Below are 16975 nucleotides of genomic sequence, written 5' to 3'. Positions count from 1 at the left end.
TTTTATTCAAATTTTTTGCCTTCAATGTCTTTTCCGTTTTGATGAAGTATTAAGCTTTTTATACTTCCATCATCTTTTTTGTTGAAATTAATAATTGCAGGTACTACTTTTAGAAAAAAGGTGCTTTCATTTTCAGCAAACATTTCAAATTTAGGTTGTCCTGTAGCTTGACCAAAGAGTTTGTTATTATTTAAGGTTATTTCAATAATAAAACTTGGATGTAATTCGTATTTACCAACATATTGTTTTAAGATATTACTAGGTAAAGTTATTTCTTTTTTTGCTTTAGGGGCAGGTTTGTCTACCTCTACACCTAAAAGTTCATTGGAGCGACCTTTAAATTTAACATGTTTTTTACCATCTTTTTTAAAAAAACTATATGAAACTAACCCTCCATTAAGAATGAATTTTTCAGATGAAATAGGGAAGATCTTTTTTTCTTTATCACCGTCTTTATGTCTGTAAAGTTGTCCGTTTTTTAACGTTATATAAACAAAAAGGCCATTGTCTAACTCGTAAGAACCTACCCATTTTTTCTTTTCTTCGTTTGAAAGTTTTATAACGTCCTTTTTAGTAGGGTAGGGTTTATTAATAGCTATTGCAGCTATTTTTGTAACAAGAGTATTAATGTTTTTGCAGTTGCAATTTGTTAACCCAGAGACGAATACGTCTTCTTCTGGTAAATAAACACCCATAGTTGTAAATCCAAAAATACCACCTCCATGTTGATAAGAAAGAGAACCATTTATCGTATTTTTTACCCAACCATATCCATAAGGGATTTGTTTTCCATTATTTAATTGAGAACCATTAATCGCTTTTTCTAAACTTGCTTTTTTGATTAATTTATTTTTAACGATAGCATTTTGCCAAATTAGTAAATCATCTACAGTAGACATAATAGCTCCAGCAGCATAAGGAAGCGTTAAACTTAAATAATCTGCATTTACATAAGTTTTTCCAGGTTTACTATAACCAGAAGCACGGTTGTTAATTAGCTCTGTTTTATTTCCGTAAAATGATGATGCCATACCTAGTTTTTTAAATATATGGGTTTCAATAAATTCTTCGTAGGTTTGTTTAGAAACAACTTCTATGATATACCCTAATAGGATATAACCCGAATTATTATATAGAAATTTTTCACCAGGATCAAAATCCATAGGCTCATTTTTAAAGACATCAATAATTTGAGTTGGCATCATATCTTTTCGGGCTAGTGCTTTAAATTGAAGCATGCTTGTATAACTTTTAATACCAGATGTATGATTTAATAAATGATGAATTGTAATGGTTTTTCCTTGAGTTGGGTAATCTGGAATAAACTTAGTGATATTGTCGGTTAAGTTTAGTTTGCCTTGTTCTTCCAACATTAAAATAGAAACTGCTGTAAACTGTTTGGTAATGGATCCAATTTCGAAAACATGATCGGATGTCATAGGAACATTCAATTCTAAATTAGCTAGACCAAAGGCTTTTTTATAGATGGTTTTGCCATTTTTTGCAATTAAAATAGATGCACCAGGTTCGTTAGTCTTGTATGTAGAACGTATTAAAGCATCTATGTTTTCTTCTAGATTCTGAGCATCTATTTGATTTATAGAAAGAAGACTTATAGTTATAAATAGTAGCGCTTTAAAAGAAGTGATTGGTGTCATGATTAAATTGTATAATTGGTTTAAATTATTCTATTTGTTGTATGACGCTTGATATTAATTTTAGTTACAAAAAAACCACCTTGCTTTTGCAAAGTGGTTTAGATTTTTTAGAACCTATAGCGTAATAATAAGCTTATTTTTGTTTGGCAGGTTTAGAAAAAGTAGGAGGTATCATGTCTATCTCTTTTGTGCTTTTTAATTGTTTTAATAATTCTTCAACGGCACGTTCTAATTGAGGGTCTTTTCCTTCGCTTATAGATTTTGCATCTTGTCTAATACTTATGTCTGGAGCAATACCTTTGTTTTCTCCAATCCATTCTTTTTTTATGGGGTCGAATACAGCATTATCTGGAGCAGTCATTCGTCCGCCATCAATAAATGAATAATGTGTTGACGATTTTACAAGTCCTCCCCAAGTTGTTTGCCCTATAAGTTTTCCAGCATTTTGATGCCTGAATATCCAAGGGAAATAGTCTCCTCCAGATCCAGCGAGTTCATTAATAAGGAGTACTTTTGGACCATGAATTCCAGCTGGTAGTTTAAAAGCTTTTCCATTAGGGACTTCATTGGTTATGGCTGCTCTTAATTTTCTTGTTAAAAGATCGACCATATAATCATCTAAAAGCCCACCGCCATTAAATCGCTCATCAATTACAGCGCCTAATTTATCTTGTTGAGCAAATAAATAACGGTTAAAGTAATTTACACCGGAACCACCAGTATTTGGAACCCAAACATAGGCCAATTTCCCATTGGAGAGTTTATCTACTTTTCTTTTATTGTCTTCAATCCATGCTCTTTGCCTAAGTGCATTTTCATTTCGTAATGGTTTTACAGTTTCTGTCCAAGCACCTTTAAATTCAGGAGAAGTGTTAATATGGATTACAGTTTGTACACCACGTGTACCTTGTAAGGCTTTAAAAATATTGTCTTTGGCTTTAATTTCTTTTCCATTAATACCAACAATATAATTGCCTGTTTGTGCTTTCATTCCAGGTTTACTTAAAGGACTAGATAAATTAGGGTTCCAAGTTTCGGTAGTATAAATTCTATCAATTTTCCAATGGCCTTTTTCAGAAACAAAATCGGCACCTAATAACCCCGTAGGATATTTTTCTGTTTCTGGGTAATCGCCACCACTAACAAAACTATGTCCCACAGAAAGTTCACCATTCATTTGATCGAGAATATAGTTTAATGAAGACCTGTGTTTTACATGAGGTAATAAAGGGGCATAGCGTTTATATACTTTTTGCCAATTTCTGCCATGCATATTGGGATCGTAAAAATAGTCGCGTTGGTACCTCCATGCTTCTTCAAATATCTGTTTCCATTCTGCTTGAACATCTAAATGCATTTTTAGTTTTACCTGTACCGCTTTTCCTTTTCCTTTAGCTGCTGATGTGTTAAATATTTTCCAACTAGGTCCTGTTTTAGCAATAGCTTTTTTTCCGTTTGCCGAAACAGAAAATTGATTAGCTTTTTCAAGGAATACTTTTGATTTTCTATCTTTTAAAGTAAACTTATGAATAGTGTTTGCTAGTGTATTTGGCAATCTTTCTGATATAAAAACAGAACCTTTAGCTCCAGAGGTAACATATCTATAATTCCTAGTAGGCATAGGAAGAGCTATAGTACGTTGTTCTATATTATCAAAATCTATTTTAACAATAGTTTTTTTTGCTGAATCTTTGTCTGTTTTTTTGTCTTTCCCTTCACTTTTCTTGTTGTCCTTATCTTTTTTGTCTTTTTTCTCCTTTTCTTCATCACTTCTTAATTCAAAAGGGGAAGGATCATTATTACGAAGGTTTACAACATAGCATGTAAATTTAGGGTTTGCCATCATGGAACTTGTATTAGCCCAACCAGATCTTAAAGCAAGATCGGTACTTGAAATAAAGTACATATGTTTACCATCAAGATCCCAAGTAGGTGAGATACTATGTGCTAGCTCATTGGTTATGGCTTGGGTTTTATTAGATTCAAGAGACCAGACATAGATGCGTTTAAAATTATTTGGAGAGGTTTTGGAATAAGCCAACCATTTGGAATCTGGAGACCAAGTTAAACCTAAGTTTCCACGTTCTAAGTTTATGCCACCAATATCAATTGTAGCTATTTTTTCTGTTTCAAGATTAAGTAATCTTATTCTAACATCGTCATCATTAAATGCAATATATTTTCCATCTGGAGACCATATTGGTTCCCATCCTAATTTTGACTCGCCAATTGAATAATCTTTTATTTTAGACATGCCATCTTGGGAGGTAACTCTAAGGACATATTCTTTTTTATTATTATCTGTAAACCATGCGATTTTATCTCCAAGAGGAGACCAAATTGGTTTACGGTCTGCGGCATCAGAAGTATTGGTAATGTTTCTTGAATCACCATATTCTGCTGGTACAGTGAAAATTTCTCCTCTAGATTGCATAATTACTCTTTTTCCTGAAGGTGATAAAGACACACTTCTAGCAGATTTACTCACATCTTTCCATTTTTTTTGAGCCCAAGGAAAATCACCATTTACTTTAATATGTAATTGCTGTGATTTTTTAGTGTTGAGGTCAAACAGATGTAATGCTCCGTTTCGCTCATATATTAACTGGTTTTCCTTACCTGTAAGTGATTTTATGTCGGCTCCTTTAAAAGTAGTAATTTGTTTTAGTGTCGAAGATGTTGTTGAATAACACCAAATATTCATGGTTAAATCTCTGTCTGAAAGAAAATAGATTTTATCTTTTAACCAAATAGGGTAGATATCGGTACTTTTATTATTAGGTAATAATACCTCGTTCATATTTTTCATGTTGAGAATAGACAGTGGGGTGTTTTGTCCTCCTCTGTATGCGCGCCATTCTTTATCCCAGCGCCTCACTCTATCTATCACCATTGATTTTCCATCTGGCGAGTAGTTGGCATCTGTAGCCCATTGAGAAGTTAACTGTAATTCTGGTCCGCCATCTTTAGTTACTTTCCATAATCGATGATAACGAGCTGGGGCAGTATCTCGGGATGAAGCATAATATATATATGAACCGTCATTAGACCAGCCCCTAACAAAAGCGGCAGATGGGTGATATGTTAAACGCGTAGGGTTGCCACCTTCTATACTTACAACATATACACTTGCATCTCCTGTTCTATTAGATGTAAAAGCTATTAATTTTCCGTCTGGAGAAATATGAGGGTCGCTTTCTACTGCAACTGTACTGGTAATTCGTAAGGCTTGTTTTTCGCCTATAGGTGTGATCCATATATCGCCTCCATGAACAAATGTAATATGTGTTTTACTCATGTTAGGTTGTTCTAAAAGTAGTGTGCCTTTTTGTTGTGCCGAAGAGGTAAAGTGAAAAAATGAGAATAAAATGAGTAATAGAAAATGTTTTTTTAGATGTTTCATAGTTTAATGATTAAGTCTATATTGATTGATGTGTGATTTAATACATTTTTATAAGTGGTGTTCGTTTTTTTTTTTTTTTTTTGTAAAAGTAGTTGATAACTAGGTGAATATGATTTTTTTTGTTTTAGCTTTTGGTTGATTATTTTAATATGACGATTGTAATCTATTTTAGTTACAAAAAAAACACCTCGTTTTCACAAAGTGTTTTTTAGATATTTCAATTCTTTAAAATTGTGTGCTTAAATGTTTTTTACGTTAATTAAGTCTTATAAATTTTTTACTTATTACTTTATTATCAAATAATATTTTTAAAATATATATACCTTCGGTTAAAGATGAAACTTCAATGATTTTTTCTGTCGTCCCAGATTTAATTATTTTTCCAGATAAATTTAATATTTGATAATTTAATATTTGTGTTACTTCGTTTACCTCAATATTAATTTTATTTTTTACAGGATTAGGATATATTTTTAAAATGTCTTTTTCTGAATTTGGTATAGATAACAAAGATTCGTATTGAGCTGTAACAGTTAAGTTTGAAACAATATTAGATAAATTAATGTCCCATCCTGTAAATTTATAACCGGTTCTTAATGGTGCCACAGGTGCAGTAACTATATTTCCTTTTCCAACTAAATCTTCTTTTAAAAGTGTTCCATTAAAATCTTTAAAGGTAATTGTATAAGTTGTTTCGGCTATATCGTAAAGAGCTGTTACTTGTAAATCACTAGTTATATTAAAGAAAAGTTTATTCCATCCTGAAAAAACAGAGGCACCTTGTTGTTTAGGGGGTATAGGAGCTGTTGCAGAAGTTCCATGATTAATTATTTCTTCTTTTAGTATGTTATTGTCTCTATCAACAAAAGTTACTTTATAATTTGTTCCTGCTGGTACATATTGAGCTATAACAGAGGTGTTTTTAGAAATCCAATCTGTAGTTTTGCTCCATTTAAAAAATTGATAACCCGAGCGTATTGGTGGATTAGGTGGAAGTATGCTTTCTCCATAAGTAGCGGTAAGTGATTTTAACATTGTACCATCATGATCTAAAAATTCTATTGTAAAAGGAGAAGACGTTTTAAGCTCATCTAGTTTTTCGAAAGCTCGTTTTACATTGGGTAGTGGGCCAATATGCTCTGTAGCATTCGATTTTGTTCCTGTTTCTATTAGTATGTTTCTAATCTGTTTTGGAGGTAATATAATTCCATGTACTTCTTTAGCATAAGATTGTAATGCAATTACAGCAGATGCTACGATAGGAGTTGCAAATGAGGTTTTTGAAAATTGAGTGGCATTATCTCCATTGGCATATGTCTCTCCATAGCCCAATGAAAAAGCAGAATTGTCTCCCCAAGCTTGTAAATGAATTGGACTTCCGTAATTAGAAGTAGAGGTACGGTATCTGCCTTTGCGTGTACCGCTACCAACTAATATAATGCCGTTATCTCCTCTATTTCTATATTCTTCGAATTCTGGTGCGTCTAAATTTTCACTACCATTACCTGCTGTTGCAACGACTATAATTCCTGAGTCTGTAGCTTTTTTTATTAAATCCCATACTATAATATTATAATCAATAGGGGCAAGTTTTCCGCTTGGATCAAGTGTTTGTTCTTCTAAAATTAAAACATCTCCTTTATCTAATTTATTAATTGCTTTTGAAATAGCTAAATCTAACCTAGTAATTAAAGAACTAAGCCCAGAAAAAGTAATTTCTCTTTCTGTAGTTGAACAATATACGCTATCTACTTTATGTACAGCTCCAGTAAAATCAAAGTCATTTTGTCCAAATAACATTTTTAATGTAGTTGTATCATGATTAATTTTTTTAGTAGAGTTAATGGTTTTGGATACTATGGGGCTTAACCTAACTAAACGAGGAGATGATAAATCTTTATGGTTTAAGTTCCAATTATGTGAAACGACAGCTACTTTGATACCTTGTCCATAGATGTTATTATTCCAAGCGTGTTTTATGTTTATTCCTATTACATTAGGTTTTACTTTATCTAATAAATAGTCTTGTTTATCTGTGGAATTTGGTGTTTGTGCTATACTATTACAGATAAAACATAATAAAAAAAGTTTTAGGAGTAGTGTTTCAGTAAAAGTAATTCTCATAAATGTTTAGTCAATTTACTATATAACATCTTATAACGTGAATTTCCTAGTTTAAGTTTATAAATTTTACATTTTTTAAGAAGATATAGTAGTGAAAATAAAAAAACCACCTTGTTTTTACAAAGTGGTTTCGAATTTTATAATTTTCCGCGAAAGCGAAAAAAGATTTCGACTAATACAAGTCTTTGTTACTTAATAAGTTCGTAACTACGTTTAATAAAGTTTGTTAGTTCTTCACCTTTTAATAGGCCTTGAGATAAACGTGCTAAATCTAAGCTTTGCGTTATTAAACTTGCTTGCGCATCTTTAGTTTCAGTGTCTAAAATTTTACCAACTAATTCAGAGTTTGTATTAACAACAAGGTTATACATTTCAGGCATGTTTCCAAACATATTCATACCGCCACCACCAGTAGCTTGCATTTCTTTCATACGGCGCATAAATTCTGGTTGTGTAATAATAAATGGAGAAGCATCACTTTCCATAGATTCTAACTGAACTGTAAATTTATCAGAAGGAATAACGTCTTTTAATAATTCATCTAAAGCCTTAGTTTGATCTTCGTTTAATTTAGAAATAGTTGTTTCATCTTTCTTAATTAAATTATTAACATGATCTCCATCTACACGGGCGAAAGTAATATTCTCTTTAGAGCTTTCTAATTTTTGTATTAAGTGTGAAATTATTGGAGAATCTAATAATAAAACTTCATAACCTTTTTCTTTGGCAGCTTCAATATAACTGTGTTGTTCATCTTTGTTAGAAGCATAAAGAATAACTAGTTTACCATCTTTATCTGTTTGATTAGCTTTAATTTTATTGAATAGCTCCTCGTATGTATAATGTGTACCATCTACAGTTGGATATAAAGCAAAAGCATCTGCTTTTTCGAAGAATTTTTCTTCTGAAAGCATACCGTATTCAATAACAATTTTAATATCGTTCCATTTAGCTTCAAAATCTTCACGATTATTATTAAATAATGATTTTAATTTATCTGCTACTTTACGCGTAATGTAAGATGAAATCTTTTTAACAGCTCCATCTGCTTGTAAGTAAGAACGTGATACGTTTAATGGAATGTCTGGAGAATCAATAACACCACGAAGCATGGTTAAGAATTCAGGAACAATACCTTCAACATTATCTGTTACAAATACTTGGTTTTGGTATAATTGAATTTTATCTTTCTGAATTTGCATGTCGTTAGACATTTTTGGAAAGTATAAAATCCCTGTTAAGTTAAATGGATAATCTACATTTAAATGAATATTGAATAAAGGTTCTTCAAATTGCATTGGATACAATTCTCTGTAAAAATCTTTATAGTTTTGATCTTCTAAATCTGCAGGTTGTTTAGTCCAGGCAGGGTTAGGGTTATTAATAATGTTATCTACAGTAATTTTTTTGTGTGGCTCTGTAGTTTCTTTACCATCTTTATCTGTAGTTGTTTTTGGAGTGAAATCTGGATCGTTCACTTCTTTTGTTCCAAATTTAATTGGAATAGGCATAAACTTATTATACTTTGATAATAGTGTGCTAATCCTTGACTCTTCAAGAAATTCTGTAGAATCTTCTGCTATGTGAAGTATAATTTCTGTACCTCTATCTGTTTTATCTGAAGCTTCTAATGTGAATTCTGGAGAACCATCGCAAGTCCAATGTGCAGCAGGTTCATCTTTATGAGATTTAGTAATAAGTTCTACTTTTTCTGCAACCATAAATGCAGAATAGAAACCAAGACCAAAATGTCCAATAATTCCTGAGTCTTTAGCAGAATCTTTATATTTATCTAAAAACTCTTCTGCACCAGAAAAGGCAACTTGGTTGATGTATTTTTCAACCTCTTCTGCTGTCATACCTAAACCTTGGTCAATAATATGAAGTTTTTTACCTTCTTTATCAATTTTAACCTCAATTTGTGGGTTACCATATTCAGATTTAGACTCTCCAATACTTGTAAGGTGCTTTAATTTTAAAGTAGCATCTGTACCATTACTTATTAACTCACGTAAAAATATTTCGTGGTCACTATACAAGAATTTTTTAATGAGTGGAAAAATATTTTCTACCGAAACATTAATACTTCCTTTTGCCATAATATAATTATTTTAATTATTCATTTCCTAGAAGGAAATCTGATTATTTATCTTTTCCACGAAGGTGGAAAAATTGTTTATACTTTAGTTTTAATTTGCTTTAAACTGGTATTCAACAAAAATGCCAATTCATAAAATATGACAAACTGACACGGTTTTTTCTTTGAAAAAATGATTACCAATGTTGAAATTTTCAAATTCTAAATTCTAAAATTTCTTAATAGTATTTTTTGTATTTTATCTAATTGTAATTTCCAGCATTTAATTTTGTAATTTGCTTGCTCTAATATGCAACCATAATATGTACAATTCAAAAATAATAGGTTTAGGTAAATATGTTCCTGAAAATGTAGTAACTAATGACGATTTATCTAAGATTATGGATACTAATGATGCATGGATTCAAGAGCGTACAGGTATAAAAGAAAGAAGGTGGATTAAGGAAGGGACAGATGATACTTCTGCAGTTATGGGCGCTAAAGCAGCAAGAATTGCTATAGGGCGTTCAGGTTTGACTAAAGATGATATTGATTTTATAGTGTTTGCTACTTTAAGTCCAGATTATTATTTCCCAGGATGTGGTGTGCAAATTCAAGACATGCTTGATATGCCAACCATAGGGGCTTTAGATGTAAGGAATCAATGTTCTGGTTTTGTTTATGCGATATCTGTCGCAGACCAATTTATTAAAACTGGAATGTATAAAAATATTCTTATTATAGGGGCAGAATATCATAGTAATGGCTTAGATAAAACTACTAGGGGTAGAGGTGTGTCTGTTATTTTTGGTGATGGGGCTGGAGCATGTGTCCTTTCAAGAGAAAAAGATAATATTAAAGGTGTTTTATCTACGCATTTGCATAGTGAAGGGAAGCACGCGGATAAATTGATTGTTGCTTCACCAAGTATATCTCATTGGGTACCAGAAATTATAGGATCTGAAGAAGAAGACTTATCTTATTACCCGCATATGGATGGTCAATTTGTATTTAAAAATGCTGTTGTGCGTTTTAGTGAAGTGATTATAGAAGGTTTGATGAAAAATGGTTTGCAGAAGGAGGATATAGATATGCTTATTCCTCATCAAGCTAATTTACGTATTGCTCAATTTATACAAAAAAAGTTTGGGTTAAGTGATGATCAGGTATTTAATAATATAACAAAGTATGGTAATACTACAGCTGCATCTGTAATTATAGCGCTTACTGAAGCTTGGGAAGAAGGAAAGATTAAAGTAGGGGATAATGTTGTATTAGCGGCTTTTGGTAGTGGTTTTACTTGGGCCAGTGCTATTATTAAATGGTGTTAGTTTTTTTATAACCTAAAAATAAACGAAAACCCCGAAATATATGTATTTCGGGGTTTTCTAGCTATTAATCAACTATAATTAACACTAATATATTGATTATTAATTTTTTAGACGTATAAAGTCTAGTTAGATTACATAAGTTTATGTTATTTAACTTAACTTTTTATGAAAAGGGAAAACCTTATTAAAATAGTATTATTAAAAGTTTACAATGTTGTTGGACAAATAAAATCTGTGATTGGTAAATCTGTATTTTTAATAGCTCCAAACCCACCAGCGATATCAATTAAATTATTAAACCCACGTGCTTTTAAAATAGAAGCGGCAATAACCGAGCGATACCCACCTGCACAATGTATGTAATACATTTTATTTTTATCGATAGCATTCATATTATCATTAATATAATCTAGAGCAAAGTGTTGCACATTATTTCCTTCTAAGTGCATAGATTTGTATTCTCCGTCTTTTCTAACATCTAGAACGTTGATCGTTTCTTTTTTGAATTGGTTAGAGAATTCGTCGACAGAAATGGATTTTAGGGTTTCAATGTCTCTTCCAGAATCCTTCCAAGTATTTATACCTCCTTTTAAGTATCCTAGAGTGTTATCATATCCAACACGAGATAATCTTGTTACTGTTTCTTGTTCTTTACCTTCTGGAGTTATTAATAAAATAGGTTGTTTTAAGTCGGTAACTAAAGCGCCAACCCATGGAGCAAAACCTCCATTTAGACCAATAAAAATTGAATTTGGGATGTGACTTTTTACAAAGTCTTTTTCTGTTCTAACATCTAAAACTAAAGCATCTTCTTGATTAGCAATAGCTTCAAATGCTTCTGGGGTTAATGGTGTATTGCCTTTTTTTAGAACGGTTTCAAAAGTGTCGTAACCAAATTTATTCATCATAGCATTTTTTGCGAAATACTGTGGTGGTGGTGCTATACCATCAAGAACTTCTTTAACAAATTCTTCTTTCGTCATGTCTGCTCTTAATGCATAATTTGTTTTTTTTTGATCGCCTAAAACACCAACGGTTTCTTTGCTTAAATTTTTACCACATGCAGAGCCAGCACCATGGGCTGGATATACAATAATGTTATCTGCTAGTGGCATTATTTTATTGCGTAGAGAGTCAAAAAGCATACCAGCTAAATCTTCTTTTGTTAGGTCTGATTTTATTGCTAAATCAGGTCTACCAACATCTCCTAAAAATAAGGTGTCTCCAGAAAAAATGGCATGGTTGTTATTATTTTCGTCAATTAATAAAAAGGTTGAAGATTCTAATGTGTGCCCTGGGGTATGTAATACTTTTATGGTAAGATTGCCTAATTTAAATTCTTCATTATCTTTTGCTGCATGGATATCATAGTTAGTTTCAGCACCAGGTCCATAAACAATGGTTGCACCTGTTTTTTTAGCTAAATCAACATGGCCAGAAACAAAATCTGCATGAAAATGGGTTTCAAAAATATATTTAATTTTTGCATTTTCATTATTTGCTTTGTCAACATATTGTTGTGTTTCTCTTAAAGGATCTATTATGGCAACTTCACCATTAGATTCTATATAGTAAGCACCTTGTGCTAAACAACCTGTGTATATTTGTTCTATTTTCATAATCTACTTCTTTTTCATTTCCATGAAAACGGAAATTTGTTTAAGAAAACTATTCAAAAGTACAAAACTCTAAAGTTCTCTTTGTGACTTATGTCACTTAACTATTTAACTCTTTATACATAATGTATACTGCCATGATTAATACAAAGTAGCCAAAGCTTTTTTTTAGTTTTTCACTACTTATAAATTTTGATAAAAATACGCCTATAAGGATACCTATAATAGAGATGCCTGTGAATGAAAGCAGAAAAAACCAGTCAATGTTTAAGGTTTGCATGTCTCCAGTAAATCCAATTAGGGAATTAATAGTAACGATGATTAATGAAGTACCAACAGCTTTTTTCATTGGGATACTTGCCCAAATAACTAAGGCTGGAACATATAAAAACCCGCCACCGGCTCCAATTATTCCTGTAATTGTGCCTATAATTAGTCCCTGAATAAATGTTTTATAATAGGGTTGCTTTTTTGAAATGGCATTTTTATCTTTTCCTTTTTTTATCATAGATATTGATGCAAGAAGCATGATAATTGCAAAAAATATCATGATACCCATTTCTTTTGTGAGGGGGTAATCTCCAAAAGTAAAAAGCGTATTTGGAATATTTGGCACTAAATATCTGCGTGATAGGTACACAGCAATAAAAGAAGGAAAACAAAAAGCTAGTCCTGTTTTAAAATCGACTAAGCCCTTCCTGAATTTTTGATAGGTACCAACCATTGATGTTGTGCCTACAACGAATAAGGAATAGGCTGTAGCTACAATAGGATTATAGCCTAAAAGGTATACTAATAGGGGAACAGTTAATATAGAACCTCCTCCTCCAATAAGTCCTAAAACTAAGCCTACAATTAGCGCTCCAATATATCCTAAGATTTGGGTTCCATCCATTTAGTGTGGCAGTTTGTTTTTTAAAATACCATAGATAAATGTACCTAAAATGGCTGCTAGAATTACAATAATCATACTGTATGTGCCTGTTCCTAAGAGAATATACATTGGGCCTGGGCATGCACCAATGAGTGCCCAGCCTAAGCCAAAAATGATGCCTCCTATGATATATCTAATAAGTCCGTTTTCTTTTTTTGGAACAAAAATATTTGCGCTTTTAATGTTTTTTATATAGCCTTTTTTTGAAATTTGTAAAAAGAGAATTCCTGAAGCTATTGCTGTACCTATAATGCCATACATGTGAAAGGATTGAAATCTAAACATTTCATAGATACGATACCATGAAACGGCTTCGGATTTTACTAATACAATACCGAAGAATATACCAACTAATAAGAATTTTAAAAATTTCATATCTAAAATATTAAGGGTAAAATGAAATTGGCCATAATTAATCCGCCAATAAAAAATCCTATTACTGCTATTAAAGAGGGTTTTTGTAGGCTACTTAATCCTGTTATAGCATGTCCTGAAGTACAACCTCCAGCGTAGCGTGTGCCAAAACCAACAAGCAAGCCTCCTATAATTAATAGTATTAATGCTTTTGGTGTTTTTAGGGCTTCTATGCTAAATATTTCGTCTGGAACTAATGTTTCGCCAGAATTTTTAAATCCCATATTTTGTAGTTCTACTACTGTTTGTGGATTTAAATTTGTTCCGTTATCGTTTGATAGGTATTGTGTTGCTATAAATCCGCCAATAATAGCGCCTGCAACTACTGTTAAATTCCATAATTGATCTTTCCATTTAAATTTGAAGAAATCTGCAAATTTTCCAGCTCCAGCAATGCTACACATAGTTCTTAAATTGGAAGACATACCAAAGGTTTTTCCAAAATAAAGGAGTAGTACCATGACTAAGGTTATAAGAGGGCCTGATACATACCAAGACCATGGGTTTAAAATAGATTCCATTTTAAAATGTTTTAAGCCAAATGTACTGTGAAGTTGTTTTTACTTTTGTAATAAATGTTACTTAGTACTGTAGCTGCGTTAGGGATTGTAGTGAAAATCCTTTTGTGAGGTACGAGCAAGAAGATTGTAGCGTAAAGCCCGACCCTTGTGGTAACGCCTAAAAAGCTATAATTATAGATAATGATTAATGTTTATAGAACTTCAATTTTATTTCTACTAAGTTTGATTTTATTTTCGTTTTCTAGTTGTTTTAATATTCTAGATATAACGACTCTTGAGGTGTGTAGATCTTCTGCAATATCTTGGTGCTTGATGGTTAGTATATTTGAGTCGTGAAGCTTTGTTTTATTTATTAAGTACTTAAATAGTCGTTCGTCCATTTTAAGAAAGGCTATAGTGTCTATAGTTTCAAGCATTTCGTTAAAACGGGATTGGTAGCTTTCTAGAATGAAATTGCGCCAGCTGTGATTTTCGTGAAACCATTTTTGAATATGGTTAACGGGTATGAGTATAATGCTTGAGTCTTTTTCGGCAACGGCTCTAATTTTACTTTTAGAACTTCCCATGACACATGTTAAGGACATGGTACAGGTTTCTCCTGCTTCTAGAAAATAGATTAATAAATCGTCACCTAGATTATCTTCTCGTAGTATTTTTATATTTCCACTTAAGAGAAGAGGGATATAATTCATGGGTTGATTTATATCTATAATAATATCGTTTTTTTGAAATTGTTTTACTATACCAACGTGATTAATTTCGTTGATAATGTTTTCGTCTAAAATATGATTAAATTTTTCTAATAAAAGTACGTTAGCCATGTTCAAAAATAATCATTTAAATTTTTTTATAAAAACTTGGTGATGTTTTAATAAAAATACTATATTTGCACCCACAAAAACGGCCTCGTGGCGCAACTGAATAGCGCACTTGATTACGGCTCAAGAGGTTACAGGTTTGAATCCTGTCGAGGTCACTTGATAATTAAAGAGTTACAGAAATAAATCACTGTAACTCTTTTTTATTTGCATAAACTTTGGAAGTTATTTTTTCTGTTTAAAGTTATAATTTTAACGTGAGTTCGATTTAAAAATAAGCTTTTTTATTAGCGAATAAAGTAGAAGGTTTGTATGTTTAGTTGTCTGAATAAACAAATTTCTGCTTATGATTTCTAAAGATAAAATTACTGAGATTTTCTGTATTGTTGATGATTTTTGTAAAGAAATCACTCAAATTCTTGATCAAAATAGTATTGAAAGCAATACTAGTGTATTTTCAAGATTTATTATGCATAGTAAGGATTAAATAATATTTCTTAATTTAAGAAAAAGGGCGCTTTTAACTTAAAATAAGTTGAAAAGCACCCTTTTTTGATAGATGTTTTTTAAATTTTTCTAATATACATGTATTTGTAAAAACTTCTTTTTTATTAAAAAGTTCTATAATAGTGGTAACCATTCTGTAACTTTCATTTGTATTTTTGAAAAGTCTACAGAATTTTTTGCATTTTGAAGCTGTTGGTCAAGCTCAGATTGTGACATTTTAAAGAAATCTTTGGCAGATTGATATTGTGATTTTCCTGCTTCAATTTCTTCTAAAGCATTATTATTAATGGATTTAAGTGCAAAGTAAGCAGAAGCACCAATTTCGTATTGTAACGCGTCAATTACACCGTATAAAGTTGCTTGGTCTACAATACCATAATCATTATCTGTAATACTTCCTGTTATAAAAGGTTCATCTGCACGTTTAGCAAAAGATTTACGTAGAGCCATTTTTTCAACATAGCGAGGTGTGCCTTCTAGTTTTTCCCCTGATATAAAACTATCGTCACCAGTTATTACTGTTTCTGCAGCTATAATAGCTACATATTGTTTTAGCTTAGTTTCTAATGTGTTAGTATCTAAATTGCCATTTGGAAAATTTTTAAAAATTTGGTGAGCAAGCGCTCTTAATTCTAAAATTTCTTGGTTTAAAGTAGGGTTGGCACCACTAGAAAAAGTCCAGGTGTCTTGATAAGAATGGAAAGGTTCGTGTATAATAAAGTCTATACTAGCAACGGTAATTGTATTGATATCGAAAAAGCCACCTGGATATGTTGCTAGTTGTGATCCAGCTTCTACTTCTATATCTGTATACACTTGAATGTAATAAACACTATTGCCATTTATATTAAAATCAAAATCATATAAACCGTTTTCGCTATTAATAACACTTAATGCTTCTTGAACTTGAGTATCATAGCGTACTACATTTAAACCTCCATTTTCTGTGTTTGGGACATTAATAGCATTTGTTATTGTAGATTGTGGATTTATTATAAAACCTCTGTCTGCATCACCATTAGCATTTTTATGAATTAAATACATAGGAGTATCTGTTAAAGAAAAACCTTTCCAGATATTCTCGTTGACTAATGTTTTATTAACAGTATTAATTTGATTAAAAAGCTGAGTATCTATAGCATTAGCAACTATTTCAGTATTTACTATAGTGCCATCAACAGGGCCTTTAAAAGGTGATCGTAGGGTCGTGTTAATAGTGTTTTCTATGGCTAATTCTACGGCTATAAACTTAGAAATATCGTTGTCTGTAAGCATGTAGTTTAACTCTGTTGCACCATCTATCATTACTGCATTTGTTCCATTTATATCATCGGCCTTCCACCATTTAGTTTTAACATTGGCAGTTTTATAATCTTCATAAGTAAAACCCGATACTTCATATGTAGATAATAACTTATTTCCAGATTCTAGTTGACCAACAAAAGATACATAGTTAATTTTTTTTTCTATTAAATCATCATCAGAAGAACATGCTGTAAAAACTATTAATAGTATTAATGGTTTTAAAGTATTTAAAAGTTTTTTCATAAGTAAATAATTTTTTCGTTTTAC

11 protein-coding genes, 1 tRNA gene and 1 pseudogene are annotated in these 16975 nt (G+C 31.5%); 3 read left to right on the top strand and 10 right to left on the bottom strand.

The annotated features are described in order from the left end of the window. Window positions 1-2 precede the first annotated feature (2 nt). The 4 genes from A8C32_RS17110 to htpG form a co-directional block, all read right to left on the bottom strand. Window positions 3-1658 (bottom strand): serine hydrolase, encoded by a 1656-nt coding sequence (locus tag A8C32_RS17110; RefSeq protein ID WP_069831615.1) that lies wholly within the window; start codon window positions 1656-1658, stop codon window positions 3-5. Window positions 1659-1791: 133 nt separating this feature from the next. Continuing rightward, window positions 1792-5061 carry a S41 family peptidase gene (locus tag A8C32_RS17105; protein ID WP_069831614.1) on the bottom strand — a complete coding sequence of 1090 codons (3270 nt, stop codon included), beginning with the start codon at window positions 5059-5061 and terminating at the stop codon, window positions 1792-1794. A gap of 255 nt (window positions 5062-5316) precedes the next feature. Further along, window positions 5317-7185, bottom strand: coding sequence for an InlB B-repeat-containing protein (locus A8C32_RS17100; RefSeq protein ID WP_069831613.1), 1869 nt, complete (start codon window positions 7183-7185; stop codon window positions 5317-5319). Window positions 7186-7373: 188 nt separating this feature from the next. Continuing rightward, complete coding sequence (htpG, locus tag A8C32_RS17095; RefSeq protein WP_069831612.1) at window positions 7374-9284, bottom strand: molecular chaperone HtpG; 1911 nt, start codon at window positions 9282-9284, stop codon at window positions 7374-7376. Window positions 9285-9585: 301 nt separating this feature from the next. On the opposite strand from htpG, the gene A8C32_RS17090 reads away from it, so the two are divergent. Then, complete coding sequence (locus A8C32_RS17090) at window positions 9586-10593, top strand: 3-oxoacyl-ACP synthase III family protein (protein WP_069831611.1); 1008 nt, start codon at window positions 9586-9588, stop codon at window positions 10591-10593. A 206-nt stretch (window positions 10594-10799) separates the two neighbouring features. On the opposite strand, the gene A8C32_RS17085 is transcribed toward A8C32_RS17090, so the two are convergent. The 5 genes from A8C32_RS17085 to A8C32_RS17065 form a co-directional block, all read right to left on the bottom strand. Next, the gene (locus A8C32_RS17085) at window positions 10800-12212 is read right to left on the bottom strand and encodes an MBL fold metallo-hydrolase (protein WP_069831610.1); all 1413 of its coding nucleotides are present in this window, start codon (window positions 12210-12212) and stop codon (window positions 10800-10802) included. Between the two features lie 97 nt (window positions 12213-12309). After that, window positions 12310-13104, bottom strand: a complete 795-nt coding sequence (locus tag A8C32_RS17080; RefSeq protein ID WP_069831609.1) for a sulfite exporter TauE/SafE family protein — start codon at window positions 13102-13104, stop codon at window positions 12310-12312. After that, the gene (locus tag A8C32_RS17075) at window positions 13105-13518 is read right to left on the bottom strand and encodes a DUF6691 family protein (RefSeq protein WP_069831608.1); all 414 of its coding nucleotides are present in this window, start codon (window positions 13516-13518) and stop codon (window positions 13105-13107) included. Window positions 13519-13520: 2 nt separating this feature from the next. Further along, a complete protein-coding gene (locus tag A8C32_RS17070) occupies window positions 13521-14078 on the bottom strand; it encodes a YeeE/YedE family protein (RefSeq protein WP_069831607.1) in 558 nt (185 codons plus the stop codon). Between the two features lie 191 nt (window positions 14079-14269). After that, window positions 14270-14899 (bottom strand): Crp/Fnr family transcriptional regulator, encoded by a 630-nt coding sequence (locus A8C32_RS17065; protein WP_069831606.1) that lies wholly within the window; start codon window positions 14897-14899, stop codon window positions 14270-14272. Between the two features lie 81 nt (window positions 14900-14980). Between A8C32_RS17065 and A8C32_RS17060 the strand changes: the two genes are divergently transcribed. Further along, window positions 14981-15054, top strand: a tRNA-Arg gene (locus A8C32_RS17060). A 188-nt stretch (window positions 15055-15242) separates the two neighbouring features. Beyond that, window positions 15243-15344 (top strand): annotated as a pseudogene (locus A8C32_RS21530) (IS982 family transposase); the annotation flags it as partial. Between the two features lie 173 nt (window positions 15345-15517). On the opposite strand, the gene A8C32_RS17055 reads toward A8C32_RS21530, so the two are convergent. Next, window positions 15518-16951, bottom strand: a complete 1434-nt coding sequence (locus tag A8C32_RS17055) for a hypothetical protein (protein ID WP_069831605.1) — start codon at window positions 16949-16951, stop codon at window positions 15518-15520. Window positions 16952-16975 lie beyond the last annotated feature (24 nt).

This window comes from Flavivirga aquatica, assembly GCF_001747085.1.
Lineage (GTDB): Bacteria > Bacteroidota > Bacteroidia > Flavobacteriales > Flavobacteriaceae > Algibacter_C > Algibacter_C aquatica.
Note: the sequence above shows the minus strand (reverse complement) of the source record. Positions and strands in the feature narration are given on the sequence as shown.